13 protein-coding genes and 1 pseudogene are annotated in these 20246 nt (G+C 74.3%); 7 read left to right on the forward strand and 7 right to left on the reverse strand.

Annotated elements, in window-relative coordinates; translation table 11 throughout:
- Positions 1-6 precede the first annotated feature (6 nt).
- A complete protein-coding gene (locus ADL08_RS26510; RefSeq protein WP_078968128.1) occupies positions 7-1191 on the forward strand; it encodes an MFS transporter in 1185 nt (394 codons plus the stop codon).
- 264 nt (positions 1192-1455) lie between these two features.
- On the forward strand, positions 1456-2916 hold the full coding sequence (locus ADL08_RS26515) for an acyl-CoA synthetase (RefSeq protein ID WP_053647252.1): 1461 nt from the start codon (positions 1456-1458) through the stop codon (positions 2914-2916).
- 49 nt (positions 2917-2965) lie between these two features.
- Here ADL08_RS26515 and ADL08_RS26520 read toward each other — a convergent pair.
- The 4 genes and pseudogenes from ADL08_RS26520 to ADL08_RS26535 form a co-directional block, all read right to left on the reverse strand.
- Positions 2966-6647: pseudogene (locus ADL08_RS26520) on the reverse strand (S8 family serine peptidase).
- A gap of 219 nt (positions 6648-6866) precedes the next feature.
- Positions 6867-8135: an MFS transporter gene (locus ADL08_RS26525; RefSeq protein WP_053647254.1), complete on the reverse strand. Its 1269-nt coding sequence runs from the start codon at positions 8133-8135 to the stop codon at positions 6867-6869.
- On the reverse strand, positions 8132-8578 hold the full coding sequence (locus ADL08_RS26530; RefSeq protein ID WP_053647256.1) for a GNAT family N-acetyltransferase: 447 nt from the start codon (positions 8576-8578) through the stop codon (positions 8132-8134). The genes ADL08_RS26525 and ADL08_RS26530 overlap by 4 nt, the downstream gene beginning before the upstream one ends.
- Positions 8579-8685: 107 nt before the next feature.
- Complete coding sequence (locus ADL08_RS26535) at positions 8686-11943, reverse strand: BTAD domain-containing putative transcriptional regulator (RefSeq protein ID WP_053647258.1); 3258 nt, start codon at positions 11941-11943, stop codon at positions 8686-8688.
- A 354-nt stretch (positions 11944-12297) separates the two neighbouring features.
- On the opposite strand from ADL08_RS26535, the gene ADL08_RS26540 reads away from it, so the two are divergent.
- From ADL08_RS26540 to ADL08_RS26550, 3 genes are read left to right on the forward strand one after another with little or no spacing between them, the layout of a single operon-like run.
- Positions 12298-13053, forward strand: coding sequence for an SDR family oxidoreductase (locus ADL08_RS26540; RefSeq protein WP_053647261.1), 756 nt, complete (start codon positions 12298-12300; stop codon positions 13051-13053).
- 12 nt (positions 13054-13065) lie between these two features.
- Positions 13066-13671 carry an NAD(P)H oxidoreductase gene (locus tag ADL08_RS26545; RefSeq protein ID WP_053647263.1) on the forward strand — a complete coding sequence of 202 codons (606 nt, stop codon included), beginning with the start codon at positions 13066-13068 and terminating at the stop codon, positions 13669-13671.
- A complete protein-coding gene (locus tag ADL08_RS26550) occupies positions 13668-15284 on the forward strand; it encodes an MFS transporter (protein WP_078968123.1) in 1617 nt (538 codons plus the stop codon). Before ADL08_RS26545 ends, ADL08_RS26550 begins: the two co-directional genes overlap by 4 nt.
- 109 nt (positions 15285-15393) lie before the next feature.
- Here ADL08_RS26550 and ADL08_RS26555 read toward each other — a convergent pair whose 3' ends face one another.
- Positions 15394-15903: a MarR family winged helix-turn-helix transcriptional regulator gene (locus ADL08_RS26555; RefSeq protein ID WP_053647265.1), complete on the reverse strand. Its 510-nt coding sequence runs from the start codon at positions 15901-15903 to the stop codon at positions 15394-15396.
- A 128-nt stretch (positions 15904-16031) separates the two neighbouring features.
- Here ADL08_RS26555 and ADL08_RS26560 point away from each other — a divergent pair, with 128 nt between their 5' ends.
- Positions 16032-16448, forward strand: a complete 417-nt coding sequence (locus ADL08_RS26560; protein WP_053647267.1) for an organic hydroperoxide resistance protein — start codon at positions 16032-16034, stop codon at positions 16446-16448.
- A gap of 261 nt (positions 16449-16709) precedes the next feature.
- Positions 16710-18764: a phosphocholine-specific phospholipase C gene (locus ADL08_RS26565; RefSeq protein WP_053647269.1), complete on the forward strand. Its 2055-nt coding sequence runs from the start codon at positions 16710-16712 to the stop codon at positions 18762-18764.
- A gap of 114 nt (positions 18765-18878) precedes the next feature.
- Here ADL08_RS26565 and ADL08_RS26570 read toward each other — a convergent pair whose 3' ends face one another.
- Positions 18879-19346: a hypothetical protein gene (locus ADL08_RS26570; protein WP_053647271.1), complete on the reverse strand. Its 468-nt coding sequence runs from the start codon at positions 19344-19346 to the stop codon at positions 18879-18881.
- Positions 19343-20197, reverse strand: coding sequence for a DUF4231 domain-containing protein (locus ADL08_RS35945; RefSeq protein ID WP_053647273.1), 855 nt, complete (start codon positions 20195-20197; stop codon positions 19343-19345). The genes ADL08_RS26570 and ADL08_RS35945 overlap by 4 nt, the downstream gene beginning before the upstream one ends.
- Between the last annotated feature and the right edge of the window lie 49 nt (positions 20198-20246).

Consider the following 20246-nt stretch of genomic DNA (forward strand, 5'->3'; position numbering starts at 1 on the left):
CTGGTGATGGCCACCATCGGCTTCACGCTCACCTTCTGGGCGTGGAACCTGATCGCACCGCTCGCGAGCTGGTACGGCGACCGGCTCGGCCTCAGCTCCTTCCAGCAGTCGCTGCTCGTCGCGGTGCCCGTCCTGGTCGGCTCGATCGGTCGCGTCCCGGCCGGCGCGCTGACGGACCGGTACGGGGCGAAGATGATGTTCCCGCTGTTCTCGGCGCTGACGATCGTCCCCGTGCTGCTGCTCACGGTGGTCAAGGACAACTACGGCCTGCTGCTGGTCGTCGGCTTCCTCCTGGGCCTGGGCGGCACCACGTTCGCGATCGGCATCCCGCTGGTCAACTCCTGGTTCCCGCCCGCCAAGCGCGGTCTGGCGCTCGGCGTGTTCGGCATGGGCATGGGCGGCGTGGCGCTCTCCGGCTACTTCACGCCCCGGATCGCGAAGCACGGCGAGAACCTGCCGTTCCTCGTGGTGGCGATCGCGCTCGCCGCGTACGCGGTGCTCGCCTTCTTCCTCATCACCGACCGGCCCGACCGGCCCGTGCCCACCGCGTCGCTCGCGACCCGGCTGGGTTCGGCGGCGCGGCTGCGGGTGACGTGGGAGCTGTCGGCGCTGTACGCGATCGGCTTCGGCGGCATCGTGGCGTTCGGCGTGTACCTGCCGACGTACCTGAAGACCTGGTACGAGCTCGACCCGACGGACGCGGGCACCAAGGCGGCCGGCTTCGCCCTGGTCACCGTCGTCTTCCGGCCGATCGGCGGCTGGCTCTCGGACCGGTTCCACCCGGCGCTCGTGACGGCCGCCGCGCTCGGCACGGCCGCCCTGTTCGCGATCGTCCAGGCCTTCGACCCGCCGCTGTACCCGGGCGGCACGATCGCCCTCCTGGTGATGGCGGCCGGGCTCGGCACGTCCAGCGGCTCGGTCTTCGCCCTGGTCTCCCAGGTCACCCCGCAGGCCAAGGTCGGCAGCGTGACCGGCATCGTCGGCGCGATGGGCGGCCTGGGCGGCTTCCTGCCGCCGCTGGTGATGGGCGCGATCTACAGCGCCAAGGACTCGTACTCGATCGGGTTCATGCTCCTCTCCGACCTGGCGCTCGCGGGCTGCGTGTACGCGTACGGGCGGATGCGCGGGATCCGGCCGGGCGGCGAGGAGCCGGAGCCCGAGCCGGTGAGGACGGCGGCGGGCCGCCCTTGAGGGGCTCTCGGCGGCGGGCCGTTCCGGAGGACGCCTCGGGGGCGGGTCGTCCCTGAAGCGTTCTCGGCGGGCCGTTCCCGACCCGAGAAGGCCTCGGCGGCGGGCCGTCCCTGAGGGGCTCTCGGCGACCGTCCCTGAGGCGGTCTCGGGGGAACGTCGGGGGAAGCTCGGGGCAGGGGCCCGGGAAAGGCTTCGGCGTGTGGGCAGGATTGCTCCCGACGATCCTTGGCGAGACCCCTCGCCCCGACCCGAGGAGGACGACCGGTGAGCGCTCTCTTTCCCGCCGTCGCCGCCCGTTCCGACCGGCCCGCGCTGCGCTGCGGCGCGGACGCGCTGACGTACGGGGAGCTGGCGCGGACCGCCGGCGCCCTGGCCGCCCGGCTCGACGGCCTGGAGCGAGTGGCCGTCTGGGCCGCGCCGACCGCGCGCACGGCGGTCGCGGTGGTCGCCGCCCTCCTCGCGGGCGTCCCCGCCGTGCCGCTCAATCCGCGCACGGGCGAGCGGGAGCTGGCGCACATCCTCGGGGACAGCACGCCCGGCGCGGTGCTCGCGGCCCCCGGGGACGTCCTGCCGGCGGGGCTCGCGGCGCTCCCCCGGATCGACGTGGGGCTCGACGACCCGGGCCCCCTCCCGCGGGCCGGGGAGAAGGAGACCGACCCCGAGTCCCCCGCCCTGGTCGTCTACACCTCCGGCACCACGGGCCCGCCCAAGGGCGTCCTGCTCTCCCGCCGGGCGGTCGCCGCCTCGCTGGACGCGCTCGCCGAGGCCTGGGCGTGGACGTCCGACGACGTCCTCGTGCACGCGCTGCCGCTGTTCCACGTGCACGGGCTCGTCCTCGGGATCCTGGGTCCGCTGCGGCGGGGCGGCGAGGTCCGGCACCTGGGCGCGTTCTCGGTGGAGGGCGTGGCGCGGGAGCTGGGCGCCGGGGGCGGCACGGTGCTGTTCGGGGTGCCGACCATGTACCACCGGCTCGCGGACGCCCTCTCCGGCGACGAGGGGCTGGTCCGGGCGCTGGCCGGGGCGCGGCTGCTCGTCTCGGGCTCGGCGGCGCTGCCGGTCCACGACCACGAGCGGATCGCGGCGGCGACGGGCCGGACGGTCGTGGAGCGGTACGGGATGACCGAGACCCTGATGAACACCAGCGTGCGGCCGGGCGGAGAGCCCCGGCCGGGGACGGTCGGGACCCCGCTGCCGGGCGTGGAGCTGCGGCTCGCGGACGAGGACGGCTCGGTGCTCGGCGCGCGGGACGGGGAGACGGTCGGGGAGGTGCAGGTGCGCGGGCCGAACCTGTTCTCCGGCTATCTGAACCGGCCGGAGGCGACGGCCGCGGCCTTCGACGGGGACTGGTTCCGCACCGGCGACATGGCGGTGCGGGAGGCCGACGGGACGGTGCGCCTGGTGGGCCGCCGGGCGACCGACCTGATCAAGAGCGGCGGCTACAAGATCGGGGCGGGCGAGATCGAGAACGCGCTCCTGGACCATCCGGGGGTGCGGGAGGCGGCCGTCACCGGCGAGCCCGATCCGGACCTGGGCGAGCGGATCGTGGCCTGGGTGGTGCCCGCCGACGCGGAGGAGCCGCCGGCGGAGTCGGAGCTCGCGGACCACGTGGCCGGGCTGCTCGCCCCGCACAAGCGGCCCCGGACGGTGCGCTATCTGGAGGCCCTCCCGCGCAACGACATGGGGAAGGTCCTGAAGAAGGCGCTGTCGGCGGCGGGGCGGGCATGAGGAGGCCGGGCCCCCGGAGGGAACCCGGCCCCGTGTTCCGTCCGGGCGGTTACCTCACGCCCACCGCCCGGATCAGCTCCTGCGTGACCGAGCCGCCCCGGTCGTCGCCCGCGCCGGCCCGCAGCGAGACGGAGCCGGCGCCGTGCGGGATCCGCAGCTCGCCGGTCCAGGAGGCGCCGTGGCGGTCCTTCTTCAGGGCGACCTTCCGCCAGGTCTTCCCCTCGTCGTAGGAGACCTCCAGGGTGCCGGTGCGGAGGGTGCCGGTGCCGGTCGCGCCCTTCACGTACTCCGCGAAGATCCCGACGGGCAGGCGGCCCCCGGCGCGGACGTCGCCGTTCAGGTCGGTGTCCAGGTCGAAGCCGAGGTTGAGCATCGGCAGGTAGGTGACCCGGTCGGACGGGGTCTCGGCGGAGCGGAAGGTCCACTCGCTGTGGCCCTCGGTGCCGAGCCGCCAGCGGTCCCGGTCGAGCGCGGTGTCGGTGACGACCCGGTACTCCGCCTCCCGCGCCGGGGCGTCCCAGGCGTAGGCGCCGGAGCCCGTCTTGCGGTCGACGCGGACGCCGTCGACGTACACCTCGGTGTACTGGGTCATCGAGTCGTCGTTCCACACGTTGCCGAAGCCGGTGTGGTCGGTGCCGGAGTCGCCCCAGCCGGGGGTGTTGAACCGCAGGTCGTTGCCGGTGCGCTGCTGGCCCCAGCCGAGGCCGGTGCCCAGCCACGGGTGCCAGACGGGGCCGAACCAGTCGAGGTCGGCGCGGCTGCCGCCCTGGTGGGCGGACCGGCCGCCGCGCTGTTCCAGGGAGTCGCCGAGGTCGACGGACTCGTGCCAGTACTGGCCGGTGCCGGTGGAGACGTACTCGGTGCGCTCGGCCGGGAAGGCGACGTACTCCTTGAAGCCGAAGCCGATCGGGAAGGTGTCGGTGATCGAGTACCGGAACTCGCCGCCCGGTTCCTTCCGTGCGGTGGGCGCGTGGAAGGTGGTGGAGAGGGTGGCCAGGTCCTTGCGACCGGGCTGGAAGACGAGGTCCTCGCCGATGGCGCCGGGGTGCCCCTCGGAGAGGTCGTAGGTGTACGGGGTGAAGCGGGTGCCGGTGAGGTCGACGCGCTTGCCGCGGGCGGCGGCGGTGGCGAGCCGCCCGGGCGTCGGCCGCGTTCACGGTGGCGACGGCGAGCGGGCGGTCCTGGTAGTCGGCGGTGCCGAACCACTTCATCAGGCGGCCGGCCCGGTCGTCGGTGACGAACAGGGCCTTGGCACCCGCGTCCTGGGCGGTCTGGGCCAGCCGGACGGGGTCGGCGCCGTCGGCGAGCCGGACCAGGACGGCCTTGCCCGTGACGTTCCTGCCCTTGTACGCGCCGGGCGTGCCGTCGCCCGCGTCGACGAGGCCGAGGCGGTGGCCGCCCTCCAGCAGGGCGGTGCCGGCCTGCGGGGTGGCGCCGGAGAGGCGGGCGCCGTCGACGGAGGCCTCCAGGAGCGGCTTGCCGAGGCGCCAGACGGTCCGGTACTCGAAGGTGCCGGTGGCGGGCTTCCGGGTGGGCGCGGCGAAGATCGAGTCGTAGGCCGGGGGGACCTGGACGGCTCCGCCGTAGGAGGCGCCGTTCGCCTTGCGGTCGAACTCCATGAGGAGCTGCCGGGTCTCGGTCCGCCGGTCGACCTCGGCGCGGATCTCGCGCAGCCGCCGCCCGTCGAGGGTGATCTCGCGGTCCCGGTCGAGGACGATCTCGGGCGCGGTGAGGAAGCCGAGGCCCAGGGAGTCCGCGCCGTGGGAGCCGCGCACGTCGAGGAAGGTGTCGACGGTGTACGTGCCGGGCCTGAGGCGCAGTGCGAGGGTGCCGGACTCGCCGACGGCGGCCGGGAACGGGTCCACGCCCGGGGTGAGCCGCTGCACGCCGAGGGAGGCGGGGGCGGGGGCGCCGTCGCGGTCCTTGACGTGGACGGTGAGGGTGTGGCGCTCCTCCTCCTTGACCAGGCCGAGGGCGGTGCGGGCGACGGGCGCGCCGCCGGCGGTGGCGGTGATCCGGCCGGAGGACTGCCCGACGGGGGCCTCGGTGCCGTCGCCGGTGACGGTGGTGGAGGCGGTGCCGTGGGCGGGGACGGTGAGGGCGGTGTCGGCGAGGGCGGCGACCCCGGCGGGCATGCCCTCGACGGCGAGGCTCAACTCGACCGGCGCGTCGGAGGAGTTGGTGTAGGTGACGGTCTTCGTGACCGGTTCGTTCTCCTCGTACGGCCAGGAGGTGAAGCCGAGGTCGGCGGAGCCGGTGGCGGTGATGTCCGCGGAGATCGCGGCGGGCACGTCGACCCGGCCGGCGCCGAGCGCGTACGCGGGGGCGTCGAGCGGCTTCGAGGAGGACATCAGGGCGTCCTTGAGGCGGGCGCCGGTCCAGTCGGGGTGCCGCTCGGCGAGGAGGGCGGCGACGCCGGCGACGTGCGGGGTCGCCATGGACGTGCCGTTCATCGAGGTGTAGAGGCCGCTGCCGGGGGTGAGCTGGGAGCGGGCGGCGAGGATGCCGACGCCGGGGGCCGACAGGTCGGGCTTGAGGGCCTGGTCGCCGTGGCGGGGACCCTGGCTGGTGAAGTACGCGGCGCGGTCGTCGGAGTCGACGGCGCCGACGGTGAGCGCGGAGTCGGCGGCGCCGGGCGAGCCGATGGAGCCGGGGGCGCCGGAGTTGCCGGCGGCGATGACGAAGAGGGCGCCGGTCTCGGCGGAGAGGGCGTCGACGGCGCGGGCCATCGGGTCGGTGCCGTCGCTGGGTTCGCGGGAGCCGAGGCTCATCGAGACGATCTTCGCGCCGACGTCCTCGGCGGCCCACTCCATGCCGGCGATGATCTGCGACTCGGTGCCGGAGCCGGCGTCGTTGAGGACCTTGCCGACGGCGAGGGTCGCACCGGGGGCGACGCCCTTCTCCTCGCCGTCGGAGCCCGCGCCGCTGCCGCCGACGGTGGAGGCGACGTGGGTGCCGTGGCCGTTGCGGTCGGCGACCTCCTCGCCCTCGATGAAGGACTTCGACTCGGCGACCCGGCCGGCGAGGTCGGGATGGGCGAGGTCGGCGCCGGTGTCGAGGACGGCGACCTTGACGCCCTTGCCGGTGAGCCCGGCCTCCCAGGCCTCCGGGGTGCCGATCTGGGCGTTGGAGTCGGCCATGGCGGCCCGGACGCGGCCGTCGAGCCAGACCTTGGCGGGTGCGGCGGCGGTGCTCCGGGCGGCCGGTGCGGTGAAGGCCCGCCAGAAGGCGGCGGGGTCGGTGGCCGTGACGGCGGCGCCGCCGATGCTGGGCAGGGCGCGGACGGTCTCGGCGCCGCGCGGGGCGGCGGCCGGTCTCCGGGTGCTCTTGCCGCCGTACGTGACGATCAGGGGGAGTTCACCGGTGACGCCCTGCTCGACGAGGCCGGTGACGTCGAGGAGGCGCGGGTCGAGCGCGCCGGAGGCCAGGTGGGGGCGGGCCTCGTCGGGGATCACGGTGATCCGGCCGTTCGAGGTCCGGGTGCGTATCGCGCCGGTGGCGCCCTTCGCCCGGTCGACGGTGACGGTCCGCCGCCCGTCGCCGAGTTCGGTGAGGGTGACGCGGTCGCCGGTGACGAGGGTGACGGTGCTGCTCGTCGCGGGCGCCCCGGAGGTGTCCGGCGGGGCGGAGGCGGTGGTCCCGGCGGCGGCGGTCTGCCCGGCCGAGAGCATCACGAGGGAGATGCCCGCGGCGAGCAGCCCGGCCCTCCCTCTGGCGATGGGTGTGGACATCGGCGGAGTGCTCCTCGCGGCCCCGGGGTCGGGGGTGTTTCCGGGTGCCGCGAGGAGTCTTGGCTCATCGCACGGCAGTTGACTCCTGTCACCCCTGGCGGTTATGTGCCGTGGCGGCCAACCGCCAGGACGGGCCGGGCCGTTCGGGGAGGTCGCCCCCGGAGCGCACACAGCTCGCGGAGGCCGTGGAACCCGTGGAACCCGCGGATCCCGTGCGGCTCACGGGGTCGGGTCGAGGGCGTCGTAGCGGCGGAATCCGCGCCCGTACAGGGCGAGCAGTCCGACGGCGACGACGCAGGCGATCCCGCCGCCGGTGATCGCGACGGCCGGGGAGGTCAGGCCCGCGACGGAGCCCGCGAGGAAGTCCCCGAGCCGGGGGCCGCCCGCGACGACCACGATGAAGACGCCCTGGAGCCGGCCGCGCATCTCGTCCGGGGCGGCGACCTGCATCATCGTGTTCCGGAAGATCATCGAGACGGTGTCGGAGTAGCCGGCGAGGGCGAGGAACAGCAGTCCGAGCCAGAGGTTCCGGGTCAGTCCGAAGACGGCGATGGCGGTGCCCCAGCAGGCGACGGCGATCAGGATCGCCTGCCCGTGGTGGCGGATCCGGCCCTGCCAGCCGGACAGGACCCCGCCGAGGAGCGCCCCGAACGCGGGCGCGGCGACGAGGAGTCCGGCGGTCTTCGCGTCCCCGCCGTACCAGAGGACGGCGACGGCCGGGAAGAGGGCGCGGGGGTGGGCGAGGATCATCGCGCAGAAGTCGGAGAAGAACGTCATGCGCAGGTTGGGCCGGGTGGCGAGGAAGCGCAGCCCGTCGAGGACCGAGGCCGGTTCGGTCCCCTTGCGGTCCGGGAGCATCGACGGCAGCCGCCACATCGCGTACAGGCTCGCGGTGAAGGCGACGGCGTCGACGAGGTAGGCGGTCTGGTAGCCGGCGAGCCCGACGATCAGACCGCCGAGGCTGGGCCCGACGAGGGTGCCGAAGGTCATGACCATCGAGTTGAGCGCGTTGGCGGCGCGCAGCTGCTCGGGCGGCAGGAGCCGGGGGATCATCGCGCTGCGGGCGGGCGAGTTGAGCGCGGCGCACACGGCTTGGAGGGCGACGATCGCGTACAGGAACCAGACGCGGTGGAAGCCGGCGAACGCGGCGCCGGCCAGGGCCACGGAGAGCACGGCGGAGCCCGTCGCGCTGGCGAGGCCCAGTTTGCGGCGGTCGACGGTGTCGGCGATCGCGCCGCCGTACAGGCCGAAGACGACGAGCGGGACGAGGGAGAAGAGCCCGACGAGGCCGACGGAGAAGGGCGAGCCGGTGATGTCGTACACCTGGAGGGAGACCGCGAGGGCGGTCATGCCCTGTCCGACCCAGGAGACGGTGCTTCCGAACCAGAGGCGGCGGTAGTCGGCGGAGGTGCGCAGCGGGGTGAGGTCGGCGAAGACCCGCCGGCGCTCCCGTGCCTGCTCCTGCTCGCGTGCGTCGGTGGCGGTCACGCGACGTCGTACCGCAGCTCGGGGCGCTCCCAGTGGATGCGGCCGGAGGGCGGGACGGCCCCGGTGCGGACGGCGCCGGTGCGCAGGTAGAACTCCTCGGCGGGCGGGTGCGCGACGACCTTCACGGCGCCGAGCCCGGCGGCCCTGGCCTGCCCGGTCATGTGCTCCATGAGCAGCCGCCCGATGCCGAGCCCCTGGGACCCGTCGGCGACGAACGCGAGGTCGAGCTCGGCCTCGTCGAGGAGGAGGGCGTAGAAGCCCAGGACGCGCCCGTCCTCGTCGGCGGCGACGTACACGGTGTGGTGCTCGATGTAGGTGGCGCCCACGACGTACCCGTCGACCATGGTCGCGTAGTCCCCGCGGTAGGCGGCTGATCTCCGGATGAGCCGGGTGAGCCGCCGGGAGTCGTCGGCGGTGGCACGCCGGAGGGTGAGGGTGGGCACGAGAGCGAGTATATGAGCGGTACACGGATCGGGGTCACGGCGCGGGACGGCCGTCCGTCCCGCCCGGACGCCTTCGGGGACCTTCGGGGACCTTCGCCCGGACGTCTTCACCGCCCGTGCGCCGGGATCGTCCCGACCGCCGCCTCCGGCGGAAGGGTTCCGCCCCGGGCGAAGGCCGTGGCGAAGGCGTCGGGCCCCAGGGCCTTCCGCGCCGTCGCCTCCACCCGCGCCACGTCCCGGCGCTCCGCGGGCGGCAGCGGGGCGCCGGTGGCGGTCCGGAGCGCCGCCGCCGCGCCGAGGAGCACGGCCGCCCCCTCGGCACGGCCGGCCAGGGCGTGGGCGCCCGCCAGTCCCTCCAGGGCCAGCGCGACGGCCCGCGGGTCCCCGGTCGTCAGCGCCGTCGCGTACCCCTTCTCGTGCCGCTCCCGTGCTCCCTCGGCGTCGCCCCGCAGCTCCGCGACGAACCCGAGTTCCGCGAGGACCAGCGCGTTCGCGCCGTCGAGGCCGACCTTGCGGTGCCAGTCCAGGACCTCCCGCAGGCGTTCCTCCGCCTCGTCGAGCAGCCCCTCCCGGCGGGCGCCGAGCCCGAGGCCGAGGATCGCGTTGACCTCGCCCGCGCGGAAACCGAGCCGGGCCGCCTCGGCGCGCGAGCGCCCGTGGTACGCGCGGGCCCGCTCCGGATCGCCGGTGAGCAGCGCCAGCCGGCCGAGCCCGGACAACAGGTCGGCCGCCCGCGTCGAGAGGCCGAACTCCCTCGCCGTCGCGAGCCCCTCGCGCTGGAGCCGGACCGCCCGGTCGTAGTCGCCGCGGATCTCGGCGACCGCGGCCAGCGGGTACACCGACCACAGCCGGCCGCACGCGTCGCCGGCCTCGCCGAAGAGCTCCGCGCCCCGCGCCCCGTCGGCCTCCGCCCCCGCCGGGTCGCCCTTGAGGAGCCGCTGCACGGACCGGTCGGACAGCGCGGCAGCCTCGCCCCACCGGTCCCCGAGGGCCCGGAAGCCCTCCAGGGCCAGGGCTGTCAGGGCCTCGCCCTCCGACGGGTCGCCGGTGCCGCTGAGCGCGTGGGCCAGGAACCAGCGCGCCCAGGTGCGTCCGGCGGCGTCGTCCGCCGCGTACGCGCCGAGCGCCCGTTCGATCCGCCCGGCACGGTCCTCGCCGTCCCCGGTGAGCACGGTGATCCCGACGTGCCAGGTCGTCACCCGGGCCCGCCGCTCCGGCCCGGCACCCGGGGCGGCGAGCGCCGCTTCGGTGGAGCGGCGCGCCTCGCCGAGTCGGCCGCGCAGGATCCAGTACCAGGCGAGCGCGTCGACCAGCCGGAGCGCGTACTCCCCCTCGCCCTCCGTCAGCGCGCCGTCGAGCGCGCGCCGGAGGTTGGCGTTCTCCGTGTCGAGCCGCTCCAGCCATTCCTTCTGCCGCGGCCCGCGCAGCGCCGGTTCGGCGGTCTCGGCGAGGCCCGTGTAGTACGCGAGGTGACGGGTCCGTACCGCCTGCGTCTCGTCCCGTCCCGCGTCCCGCAGGCGTTCCTGGCAGTAGGCGGCGACGGATTCGAGGAGCCGGTAGCGCGGCCCTCCGCCGGTCTCGGCCACGGAGACGAGAGAGCGGTCCACGAGCCGTACGAGCAGGTCGAGCACGTCCTCGGCCGCGACGTCGCCCCCCGCGCAGACCTCCTCCGCGGCCTCCGGGGTGCAGCCCTCGGCGTGGACGGCGAGCCGGCGCAGGACCGTTCGCTCGGGCTCGGAGAGCAGCTCCCAGCTCCAGTCGATCACGGCACGGAGGGTCTGCTGCCGGGCGGGAACGCCGCGCCGGCCGGCACCGAGCAGCCGGAACCGGTCGTCGAGCCGTTCGAGCAACCGGTGCACGCCGAGCGCCCGGACCCGGGTCGCGGCCAGTTCCAGGGCGAGCGGGATGCCGTCGAGCCGGCGGCAGATGCCGGCCACGGCGTCGGCGGTGGTCCCGTCGAGGACGAACCCGGGGGCCGCGGCGGCGGCCCGGGCGGCGAACAGCTCGGCGGCGTCGCCGGGTGCGAGGGGAGGAACGGGCCAGAGGGTCTCGCCCGCGAGCGCGAGGGCCTCCTGGCTGGTGGTCAGGACGACGAGTCCGGGGGCGGTGCGGAGCAGCAGCTCGGTCAGTACGGCGGCCTCGTCGATCACGTGCTCGCAGTTGTCGAGGACGAGGAGCATCCGCTTGCCGCGCAGTACGCCGGCGAGCCGTTCGGCGGACCCGAGCCGCCGCTCCTCCTCGGGGAGCACGCCCCAGACGCCGTCGTCCCGGAGGCCGGTGGCGGCCGCGACGACCTCGGCCAGGTCGCCGCGGACTCCGGCGAGTTCGACCAGCCACTTGCCGTCGGGGAAGCTCCCCCGCACCTGCCGCGCGGCCTCCACGGCGAGCCGCGTCTTGCCGACCCCGCCCGGCCCGGTGAGCGTGACGAGCCGGCGCGTGCCGAGCAGTTCCCGCACCTCGGCGACGGCCCCGGCACGCCCGACGATCCCGCCGAGGGACACGGGGAGGTTGCCTGTTCCGGGGACGGGAGCGGCGGGGCCCGGGGCGGGGACGCCGGTGCCCGGGGCGGAAGCGGTCGCGGCCGCGACCGCGACCGCCTCCGTCCCGCCCGGAGCGGCGAGTTCCGGGTCCTGGCGCAGCATCGCCCCGTGCAGGGCGACGAGTTCGGGGCTCGGATCCAGGCCCAGGTCCTCCGCGAGACGGGTCCGCAGGTCCTCGTACCCCGCCAGCGCCTCGCTCTGGCGGCCCGCGCGGTAGAGCGCGCGGAACTGGACGGACCGGAGGCGTTCCCTCAACGGATGCCGGTCGGCCAACTCGGCCATTTCACCAGCGAGTCGGGCATGATCACCCGCCGCGAGACGCGCCTCGGCGATCTCCTCGCGGACGACGAGCCGCTCCTCCTCCAGCCGGTTCGCGGCGGCCCGGGTGAAGGCCTCCTCCGCGAAGTCGGCGAACGCCGGTCCCCGCCACAGCTCCAGGGCCGCGTCGAGCAGCCCGGCCCGGGCACGCGGGTCGGCCGTGCCGCGTGCGCGCTCGGCGAGATCCAGGAACTCCCGGGCGTCCAGGCCGCTTCCGGACACGTCGAGCAGGTAGCCGGGGGCCCGGGAGACGACCAGGGCACGGCCGCCGGGCTCGGCGTCCTCCAGCGCGCGGCGCAGCTGGGAGACCTTGGCGCGCAGGGCCCGCAGGGGATCTCCCGGCGGCTCCTCGCCCCACAGGTCGTCGATGAGGCGGTGGGCGGCGACGGGCCGTCCCGCGTCGACGAGCAGGGACGCGAGCAGGGCGCGCACCTTCAGCTCCGGGACGCGGACGGGACGGTCGTCATCGGTCCGTACGCGTGTCTCCCCCAGCACCCCGAATCGCATGCGGTCACCGTAACCCGCCCCCGGTCCGCACCCGAACGACCGCCCCCGCAGGCTTAGTCCGCACCCGAACGACCGCCCCGGCAGGCCCGGTGCGGTCCCGGACAACCGCCCCCGCCGGCCCCGATACGGACCCGGATCCGACTCGACCCGAACCGGATCCGACCCGACCCGACCCGGGTCCGACCCGAACCGGATCCAACCCGACCCGAACCGGATCCGAGCCGTACCCGAACACCCGCCCCGCAGAGTCGTCCCCGTCACCGAGCGCCGGTCACCAGGACCGGGCGCCGGCGGCCGGCGGAACCACCGCCCGCCCGGCCCGCGAGCCGGGGAACGACCCGAGGAGCACGCACCATGAGCAGCACCGCACTCACCGGCAGGACCGCCCTCGTCACCGGCGCAAGCCGCGGCATCGGCAGGGCGATCGCCCTCCGCCTCGCCGCCGACGGCGCCCGCGTCGCCGTCCACTACGCGAGCAACGAGGCCGCCGCCAAGGAGACGGTCGACACGATCGAGGCGGCGGGCGGCAGCGCCTTCGCGATCCGGACCGAACTCGGCGTCCCGGGCGACGCCGAGGCGCTGTGGGAGGCGTTCGACGCGCACGCCGACGGCGTCGACATCCTCGTCAACAACGCCGGGATCGCCGGCCCCGGAACGATCCACGAGGTCGAGGAGGCCGACTACGACCGGGTCTTCGCGGTCAACGCCAAGGCCCCCTTCTTCATCGTCAAGCACGGCCTGGAGCGGCTGCGCGACGGCGGCCGCATCGTCAACGTCTCCTCCGGGGTCACCAAGGTCGCCTTCCCGGGCATGACCTCGTACGCCGCCTCCAAGGGCGCGGTCGAGGTGCTGACCCTCACCCTCGCCGAGACCCTGGGCTCCCGGGGCATCACGGTCAACGCGGTGTCGCCCGGCACCATCGAGACCGACATCCACCCGTGGATGGCCGACCCCGCCGCCAAGGCGCACGCCGCCGGGTTCTCGGTCTTCAACCGGGTCGGGCAGCCGGCCGACGTGGCGGACGTGGTCGGCTTCCTGGCCTCGTCGGACGGCCGCTGGGTGACCGGGCAGAACATCGACGTCAGCGGCGGCTCCGGCCTGGGTCTGTGAGGGGTCACCACCATGGACCGACCGACAGCACGACACGCCCTCCTGGTCGTGGCCCACCCGCGCCACGACTCCCTGACCGCCCAGGTCGCCGGCCACCTCCGCGCCCGGATCGAGGACGCGGGCGGCACCGTCGACCTGCTCGACCTGTACGCCGAGCGGTTCGACCCGCGCCTGACCCCGGCCGACGAGCCCGACTCGGAGGACCGCGAGAAGCGGTACTCGCCCGAGGTCCACGCCCACATGGACCGGATCGCCGCGGCCGACGAGATCCTCGTGGTCTTCCCGGTGTGGTGGTTCGCGCCGCCGGCCGCGGTCAAGGGCTGGATCGACCGGGTCTGGAACTACGGCTTCGCCTACGGCCGCAGCCGCCCCCGCCTCGCGGGGAAGCGGATGCGGTGGATCGGCCTGGCGGGCGGCCCGGCCGAGGAGTACGGGAAGACCGGTCTCGGCGCCGCCCTCGATCTCCAGTTGCGGGCCGGGGTGTCGGAGTTCTGCGGCATCACGGACGCGTCCGTACGACTTCTCCACGGCACCGAACTCTCCGGTGTCCCCCACGCGCTGCGCCCCGAGCGGGCACGGCAGGTAATGGCAGCGGCCGAGGAGGCGCTCAGCTCATGACCACGCCCACCGACACCGCCGGGACCGCCGGGACCGCCGGGACCGCCGGCACCGCCGGCACCGGCCCCCACGGCGCCCCCGGCACATCCACCCCCACCGGCCTCCCCGTACCGCCCGCGCGGGCCGGGGCGCGCCAGTGGCTGGGGCTCGCGGTGCTCCTGCTGCCCGTCACCCTGATGACGGCCGACCTCGGGGTGCTGTGGCTGGCCACCCCGTACCTGGCGGCCGATCTGCGTCCCGGCAGCGCGCAGTTGCTCTGGATCACGGACGTCTACGGGTTCCTCACCGCCGCCACGCTCGTGATCATGGGCACGCTCGGGGACCGTCTGGGCCGCCGCCGGCTGCTGATGGCGGGATCGGCCGGCTTCCTGCTGGCCTCGCTGCTCGCCGCGTACGCGCCGAACGCCGGGACGCTGATCGCCGCCCGCGCCCTGCTGGGCGTGGCGGGGGCGGCCGTCCTGCCCTCCACCCTGGCGCTGATCAGCCACATGTTCACGGACGCCCGGCAGCGGGCCACGGCCATCGCGATGTGGGTGACCGCGCTCTCGGTGGGCCTGGCGATCGGGCCGGTCGTCGGCGGGGCGCTGCTGGCGCTCTGGTGGTGGGGCTCGGTGTTCCTCATCGGACTGCCGGTGATGCTGGTCGCGCTGGTCGCGGCGCCCCTGCTGCTGCCGGAGTACCGCGATCCGCGCCCCGGGCGGCTGGACCCGGCGAGCGTCGCCCTCTTCCTCCTGGCGGTGCTGCCGCTGGTGTACGGGGTGAAGTCGCTGGCCGCCCATGGGCCGACGGCCGAGTCGGGGCTCGCGTTCGCCCTCGGCGCCGCGTTCACGCTGCTCTTCGTACGGCGGCAGAACCGGCTGGAGACCCCGCTCCTCGACCTGCGGCTCTTCCGGAGCCGCGCCTTCACCGGGGCGCTGCTGACCCTGCTGCTGGGGATGACCGCCCTGAACGGGGTGGAGTACCTGATCCCGCAGTACCTGCAGGCGGTGGCGGGGCTGTCGCCGCTGGAGGCCGGCCTTTGGCTGCTGCCGGGGGCGGCCGGGCTGATCGCCGGCTCGCAGCTGACCCCGGCCCTGGCCCGGCGGCTGCGCCCGGCGTACGTCCTGGCGGGCGGTCTGCTGGTCTCGCTGACGGGGTACGCGGCGATCGCCCTGGGGTCCGGGGTGGTGGTGGCCTCCCTCGGGCTCACGGTGGTGATGTTCGGGGCGGCGCCGATCAGCGTGCTCGGCACGGCACTCGCGGTGGGGTCGGCCCCGCCGGAGAAGGCGGGCGCCGCGGCGGCCACCGGCCAGACCGCCTACGACCTGGGGCTGGCCCTGGGCATCGCGGTGACCGGCAGCGTGGCGGTGGCCGTCTACCGGGCGGGCATCCCGTCGGACGCGCCGGCGGCGGCCCGGGACAGCCTGGGGGCGGCGGGCGCCGTGGGCGACGAAGGCCTGCTGGCCCTGGCGCGGGACTCGTTCACGACGGCCCTGCGGTCGGCCTCGGCACTGAGCGCGCTCTTCGCGGTGGCGACGGCGGTCCTGGTGCTGACGCTGCTGCGGGGGGTGCCGCGGATCGCGTCGGAGGAAGAGGAGGGGAACGATCCGTCACAGGGGGCGGGCCCGTCGTAGGAGGCGGGCGGTACGGGGCCCGGTTCGTCGCGAGGTGCGGCGGACCGGGCCTCGGCCGTGGCGGAAACGTGGCCGTGACCGGCGCCGAGGGCGGAACGGAAGCCGAAATTCAGCCGCAGCCGGAGAGCCCCTCGGCATCGGCGGCGCCGAGCCGGACGGCCAGTTCGTGGAGCCGCTCGCGCAGGTCGCCGAGTTCGGCGAGGTCCAGGCCGGTGGCGGCGGCGATCCGGCGCGGCACGCCGAGGGCCCGTTCCCGCAGCCCGGCCCCGGCCTCCGTGAGGCGTACGGTGACGGACCGCTCGTCCTCGGGGCTGCGCCGCCGCTCGACGTACCCGGCCGTCTCAAGGCGCTTGAGCAGCGGCGACAGGGTGCCGGAGTCGAGCCGGACCCGCTCCCCGATGCCCTTCACGGACAGCTCCCGGTGCTCCCAGAGCACGAGCATGACGAGGTACTGGGGGTAGGTGAGCCCGAGCTCCTTGAGGGCCTCGCGGTAGACGCCGTTGAAGGCGCGGGTCGCCGCGTGCAGCGAGAAGCAGATCTGCCGGTCGAGCCGGAGGAAGTCCCCGTCGGGAAGGACGGGAGACCCACCGGGGCCGGGGAGGGTGTCGGGCGTCTCCATGGCTCCAGGATACGCGAGGGCACCTCACGCGCGATTGAGTTGTGCACAATTTAATAGTGCGCTACAAATGAAGAGCACCACCCGGCCGCGCCACCGGCCGGCCACCCCACCGAGAGGACCAGGACCCCATGGACGCGATCTACACCGCCGTCGCCACCGCCAACGGCCGTGAGGGCCGCGCCGTCAGCTCCGACGGCCACATCGACCTCCCCCTCGCCCACCCGCAGGCGCTCGGCGGCAACGGCGAGGGCACCAACCCCGAGCAGCTCTTCGCCGCCGGGTACGCGGCCTGCTTCGCCAGCGCGATGGGCATGGTCGCCCGCCAGGAGAAGATCGACGTCTCCGAGGCCTCCGTCACCGCCGAGGTCTCCATCGGCAAGGACCCCGCCGACGGCGGCTTCGGCCTCGCGGTCGTCATGCGCGCCGAGTTCCCGGAGCACCTCCAGGGCGAGGCGGGCCTCGCACTGCTGGAGAAGACCCACGCCTTCTGCCCGTACTCCAAGGCCACCCGCGGAAACATCCAGGTCGAGCTGGTCGTGGAGTAGCGACCGCACCCGCCTCCGCGCGGGGACCGTACGAAAGCCCCGGCGCCGCCCCCGCGCGCCGGGGCTTTCGCACAACCGGCACGCGGGGTTCGCCGGGCGTACGGCGGGCAGCCATGGAACGGCTTCCGGACGGTGGCCCACGGGCGCTGTTCTTGGGGCGCCCGCCGGGCAGGAGCCCGGCCGCCGCACGCACGCGCCCCACCCGTGCCCGTGCACGCGCCCCACCCGTGCCCGTCCCCGACCCCGGAGGAGAACTCCCCCATGGCCGACATCGACCGCCGCCGGTTCCTTCAGCTGACCGGCGGGGCCGCCGCGTTCACGATGCTCTCGGAGAGCATCGCCCGCGCCGCCGCGATCCCCGCGCAGGGCTCCACCGGCACGATCCAGGACGTCGAGCACATCGTGGTCCTGATGCAGGAGAACCGCTCCTTCGACCACTACTTCGGTGCGATGAAGGGCGTGCGCGGCTTCGGGGACCCCCGGCCGGTGACCCTGCCCAGCGGCAAGTCCGTGTGGAACCAGTCCGACGGCTCCAAGGTGACCCTGCCCTTCCGGCCGCAGAGCGCCAAGCTCGGCATGGAGTTCCTCCAAGGCCTCAACCACGACTGGGCGGGCGGCCAGAAGGCCTTCGCGCAGGGGCGGTACGACCAGTGGGTACCGGCCAAGACCAAGGCCACGATGGCGTACCTCACCCGTGAGGACATCCCGTTCCACTACGCGCTCGCCGACGCGTTCACCGTCTGCGACGCCTACCACTGCTCGCTCATCGGCTCCACCGACCCGAACCGCTACTACCTGTGGAGCGGGCACACCGGCAACGACGGCACGGGCGGCGGTCCGGTCCTCAACAACGCGGAGGCGGGGTACGGCTGGACCACCTACCCCGAGCGCCTGGAGGCGGCCGGGGTCTCCTGGAAGGTGTACCAGGACGTCGGCGACGGCTTGGACGCGGCGGGCTCCTGGGGCTGGATCAGTGACGCGTACCGGGGCAACTACGGCGACAACTCCCTGCTCTACTTCAACAACTACCGGAACGCCAAGCCCGGCAGCCCGTTGTACGAGAAGGCCCGCACGGGCACGAACGCCAAGAACGGCGAGGGCTTCTTCGACCGGCTGCGCGCCGACGTGCGCGGCGGCCGGCTGCCGCAGGTCTCCTGGATCGCGGCCCCGGAGGCCTTCTCGGAGCACGCCAACTGGCCCGCCAACTACGGCGCCTGGTACATCGCGCAGGTCCTGGACGCGCTGACCTCGAACCCCGACGTGTGGGCCCGTACGGCCCTGTTCATCACCTACGACGAGAACGACGGCTTCTTCGACCACGTGGTCCCGCCGTACGTCCCGGCCTCGGCGGCGCAGGGCCTCTCCACCGTGGCGACCGCCCTCGACCACTTCCCGGGGAAGACGGGGTTCGTGGCCGGTCCGTACGGCCTCGGCCCCCGCGTCCCGATGCTCGTCGTCTCTCCCTGGTCCACCGGTGGCTACACCTGCTCCGAGACCTTCGACCACACGTCGGTGATCCGCTTCGTGGAGAGCCGCTTCGGCGTCCGCGAGCCGCAGATCTCGCCCTGGCGCCGGGCCGTCTGCGGCGACCTGACCTCAGCCTTCGACTTCACGCGCACGGACACCCGGCCGGCCCCGCTGCCGTCGACCGCCGGCTACTACCCGCCGGACCGCGACCGCCACCCCGACTTCCCGGCCACCGCGCCCGCGACGGGCACGATGCCCCGCCAGGAGCGCGGCACCAAGCCGACCCGCCCGCTGAAGTACGCCCCGTACGTGGACGGCTCCGCCGACACGGCGGCCGGCACCTACCGCCTGACGTTCGGCGCGGGCCCCGGCGCGGGCGCGCAGTTCTACGTCACCTCGGCCAACCGCACGGACGCGCCCTGGACGTACACGGCGGAGGCGGGCAAGTCGATCGCGGACACCTGGAACACCAAGTACTCGGCCGGCGTCACCGACCTCACGGTCCACGGCCCCAACGGCTTCCTGCGCCGCTTCCGCTCCCCCGGCAAGACGGCGGTCCCCGAGGTCGCCGCCCGGCACAACGCCGCCACCGGCGGCCTGGACCTGACCTTCACCAACGCGGGCGCGACCACGACGGTGACCGTCGCCAACGCCTACGCGGGCTCCCCAAAGACCCTGACGGTCGCCAAGGGCGCCACGGTCACCCACACGGTCGCCCTGACCACGGGCCACCGCTGGTACGACGTGACGATCACCTCGCCGGTCTCCGCCGACTACCTCCGCCGCCTGGCGGGCCACGTGGAGACGGGCGCCCCGGACGTCTCGGACCCGGGGATCCTGACGTACTGAGCCCCCGCCGGGCCGATGCCCGTTCCGGCGCCCGAGGGTGCCGGGACGGGCATCGGCCCGCAGCCCGTCGTCCTGGTGAGCACACGGGACGGCGACCGCCCGGGCGAAGGGGACTTAGCGGCAGCGACGCACCCCTTCGGAACCGTTCCCGACTCGCGGCCGGCGCTGCACCACGAGAGACGCCGCCTCCACGTCGGGGGGCAGCCGCCATTCGACGACGTGGAGGCCGGACAGTTCGATCAGTTCCTCGGGGACCCCCAGACGATGCAACGGGGTCGCCCCGTACCGGGCCAGCCAGACGCGACGCCTGACCTGCTCCTCGTGCCGCAGGGCGGTCCAACAGTCGAGAGCGACCCCGGGCGGGTGGTGACTCTCCTTCGCCCGCCGTGCGAGCAGGTTCTGCACGAAGGGGACGTTCGTCGGGTCCTGAGCGAGGGCGACCAGGCACCAGGCAGTCGTCGACGACAGCAAGGCTCCATGAGCCCTCTGCAGCTTTCGGGCGTTCCACTGCCACCTCGGCGCCAGCACCCAGCGGAGAACCGGGGGCGGCCCGTTCTCCGCGAACCGGCCCTCGACCGTCATCCCGCCCGCTCCTCGTTCGAGGAACTGGACTGCTCGAGCTGCAGCTCGCGCTTTCTCTGCTCTTCCTTCAGGCGCTCGACGAAGCCGGCGAACCTTCTCAGCCGCTCCCCTTCGGAAAGAGGAGCACCGTCACTCCCCGCATACTCGTCGAGCATGAACTGAGAGGCGTTGTAGTGCTTCTCGATATCGTCCGCGGTCGATTGAAGGTTGTAGCCCCTCTCGCGGAACTTGAAGTATCCGGTCACGCCGGCGGAGATTCCGACCAGGGCGCTCAGCGTGGACGTGATGATCCGGAGCGCGAGATTGCTCCCCTCGTTCATCGCGGTGAGCGTGGAGGCGGCGATCGAACCGGTGATGATGACGAGCTGGAAAAAATTGTGGATGCGGCGGTTGTTGTTCGCCGACTTGCGGTACTGCGCGATGAGGTCGAGGGAGGCCTCGCGGTAGATGCGAAGCCCGGAGGGAGAGTCGAGAGGCAGACCGGCCGCGGCCGTCTGCCGGTCCTGCAACGCGTTGCGCAGCTCGCCGGCACGGGTGACAACGGTCTTGCGGTTCGCCAGAAGCAGCCAGCCCATCGCCGCCACGAGACCGACGACCACGACAAGCCCGACGTAGCGCACGAAGAGCGGCTTGGTCTGCCACAGCCCCACGACGACCGTGTAACCCAGCAGGCAGGAAAGCGCCATCGCCCCCAGAAGGCACAGCCAGTAGATGCGCTGGAACACCCGGGAAGCCCTGAGGGCGGAGTCGATCTGATCGTATTCCTTCACCCGATTTCGGTAGTCCCTCTGCAGGGCTGCCTCTTCCGCCTCCGTCAGGCGCGACTCGACCCTTCCCAGCTCGACCGTCACGTCCCCTCCTCACCTCTCGCCCGGACAGGGCGAGGAAACAGGAGTAAAG

The organism is Streptomyces sp. NRRL F-6492, assembly GCF_001280125.1.
Lineage (GTDB): Bacteria > Actinomycetota > Actinomycetes > Streptomycetales > Streptomycetaceae > Streptomyces.

Excerpts from the sequence above, each read along its gene's own strand:
- ADL08_RS26545 (WP_053647263.1), top strand. The coding sequence starts at position 13,066 with ATGGACCGACCGACAGCACGACACGCCCTCCTGGTCGTGGCCCACCCG.
- ADL08_RS26555 (WP_053647265.1), bottom strand. The coding sequence starts at position 15,903 with ATGGAGACGCCCGACACCCTCCCCGGCCCCGGTGGGTCTCCCGTCCTT.
- ADL08_RS26560 (WP_053647267.1), top strand. The coding sequence starts at position 16,032 with ATGGACGCGATCTACACCGCCGTCGCCACCGCCAACGGCCGTGAGGGC.
- ADL08_RS26550 (WP_078968123.1), top strand. The coding sequence starts at position 13,668 with ATGACCACGCCCACCGACACCGCCGGGACCGCCGGGACCGCCGGGACC.
- ADL08_RS26535 (WP_053647258.1), bottom strand. The coding sequence starts at position 11,943 with ATGCGATTCGGGGTGCTGGGGGAGACACGCGTACGGACCGATGACGAC.
- ADL08_RS26565 (WP_053647269.1), top strand. The coding sequence starts at position 16,710 with ATGGCCGACATCGACCGCCGCCGGTTCCTTCAGCTGACCGGCGGGGCC.
- ADL08_RS26570 (WP_053647271.1), bottom strand. The coding sequence starts at position 19,346 with ATGACGGTCGAGGGCCGGTTCGCGGAGAACGGGCCGCCCCCGGTTCTC.
- ADL08_RS26510 (WP_078968128.1), top strand. The coding sequence starts at position 7 with ATGGCCACCATCGGCTTCACGCTCACCTTCTGGGCGTGGAACCTGATC.
- ADL08_RS26540 (WP_053647261.1), top strand. The coding sequence starts at position 12,298 with ATGAGCAGCACCGCACTCACCGGCAGGACCGCCCTCGTCACCGGCGCA.